The sequence below is a fragment of the Acetonema longum DSM 6540 genome, assembly GCF_000219125.1.
GTDB lineage: Bacteria > Bacillota > Negativicutes > Sporomusales > Acetonemataceae > Acetonema > Acetonema longum.
Genome location: NZ_AFGF01000043.1, coordinates 1 through 1,860 on the forward strand (window position 1 = coordinate 1; position 1,860 = coordinate 1,860).

Sequence of the window (1,860 nt, forward strand, 5' to 3'; positions counted from 1 at the left end):
ATTGTTGGAACAAATTTTAATGAAATAAAGCCAACGCAAACTGTCATAAATAGAGAAAGGGTAGATGACTACATTAAAAAACTCAAAGCGGGAGCAGAAGTCGAGCCGATTATAGTGTATGACGTTCCTGGAAAAGGTAGATTCATTGAAGAGGGTCATCACAGGTATATTGCAAGTCAGGAGACCGGAATACCAGTGAAAATCGTGGTTAGGAACGGAAATGGGCCAACTGGGCTATCAGATTGGTCTCATGTTGAGTGGAAGCCATACGTAAATGATGGCCAATTTTTCGGTGATTAAAAGATATCGGTGGTGAATATAAAATGGGAAGGGAAGCTTATCGAATTGGGATTAAATTAAGTGGCAACCCCGCCAAAGAGGATGTAATCAAAGCCTTTGAACGTCTTGACGCAAAAAAAACAAATGAAGGTGAATTTAGTGATATTACGATGGAAATTTTATTTAGGACAGAGGGTTACTTAGAAATATTACTGAATAACCCTGCCGAACATGAGGCTGCCCGTAATAAAATAGCCTATGAAACAGGGGAGATAAAATCTATACCAACACCAACGGCTTTCGATAAGCTAATAGTATTTATGCGATTTGCAAAACCTAATTCAGTTGGAATTGTTGATAAGATTATTTCTTTGATTAAACAATTTAAGCAGATGATACCTATAGATATGGTGAAGGATTTTGAAGCAAATATAAAAATTGATTTAGATAACTATGCAGATTTCCGGGAAAGAGTTTTGCAGGCAAAACAAGAGTTTGAGGGTTGGCACCCTAAAGTAGAATATCCAATCAGATGTCGAGACGTATATAAGGTAATACTGCAAAAGGAAGGAGTTAAAAGTATCGAGACAAGTGTAAGGCTACCATGATAATTATGTCTGATTCGAGGGTTGATACTTAACCTCACCAAAGTTGACACTGGGGACGATCGCCTTTTGACAACTTAATCTTAAAGTGAAAAACAAACAGCGGAGCAACGAACCCAATTGATGTGCTACCCGTCAAGAAGACAATGAAAAAATAAAAAGTTTTTAACGTTGCTGCCCTTCAGAAATGAGGGGCAGCAATCTTTATGCAGCCAAAGTAAAATGATGATAGAACTCCACCGTAAGCGTCAGTAGCGGTCGAGTGTCAATTTGCACAATAAATCCACCATCCTTTAGCACAATAAAAGAAGAAGCGAGGGGACGCTCTTGTTGCTTCTTTTGCCATAAAGCGATAGAATAAATGGAAAAGAAAGCTCCACGGGTATTTATCAGGAATTGCCTGATGAGCCATCAAGTATTTTACCGGACGGTCAATCGATCGTTGATGTACAAAGCATGAAACAATCGAAGCGCAATGAAATGATCCGCTAAATAAAGAGGCTGGAAGGGGTCACGCAACGGCAAATTGGCAGAGTAGCGGGAATCCATCCCAGTATCATTTTTAAAATTCAGACCGAAGCACAAAGAACGTCCCTTTGCTTCTGCGACTGGAGACTTTTTCTTTCAATGTCCGTTTTTATTGGGGCCGGTCAGCAATTGCTAGCTTTTATAAATTAAGAAGATTCATTTTCTTGGCTATATCTATCATTTCCGTTAAAATCTTGTTTTCTCTCGAATCACAAACAAATTGGACATGTACCGTGTCGGTGGCTTCATCAATTCTATAGAGCATTACGGCATGATACTTCGGGTTAAACGTGAATAAGTGATATTCAAGGTCTGCCAGTTGCGGATGAGTATCCCAGGGAACGCGGTATAAATAAGCTCTGTCTTCTAAAGTGAGAGCCTTGTCCCAAAAAGAATCATGAATGTTTTTAGCAATAAGAGGATTTTCTTTTTCAAGCAGCCACCAATC

The 1,860-nt window shown here is 39.2% G+C and carries 2 protein-coding genes and 1 pseudogene; 2 read left to right on the forward strand and 1 reads right to left on the reverse strand.

Translation table 11 applies throughout. The features are described 5' to 3' along the window. Both ALO_RS05385 and ALO_RS05390 read left to right on the forward strand, forming a co-directional pair. Window positions 1–300 (forward strand): annotated as a pseudogene (locus ALO_RS05385) (ParB N-terminal domain-containing protein); the annotation flags it as partial. A gap of 23 nt (window positions 301–323) precedes the next feature. Beyond that, window positions 324–887, forward strand: a complete 564-nt coding sequence (locus ALO_RS05390; RefSeq protein ID WP_004093670.1) for a hypothetical protein — start codon at window positions 324–326, stop codon at window positions 885–887. Between the two features lie 664 nt (window positions 888–1,551). Here the strand turns inward: ALO_RS05390 and ALO_RS22355 are convergent. After that, the coding region (locus ALO_RS22355; protein ID WP_004093672.1) for a hypothetical protein at window positions 1,552–1,860 on the reverse strand (309 nt) is incomplete at its 5' end.

What these genes read in the sequence shown, in the direction of transcription:
- ALO_RS05390 (WP_004093670.1), top strand. Translation starts at nt 324, where the DNA reads ATGGGAAGGGAAGCTTATCGAATTGGGATTAAATTAAGTGGCAACCCC.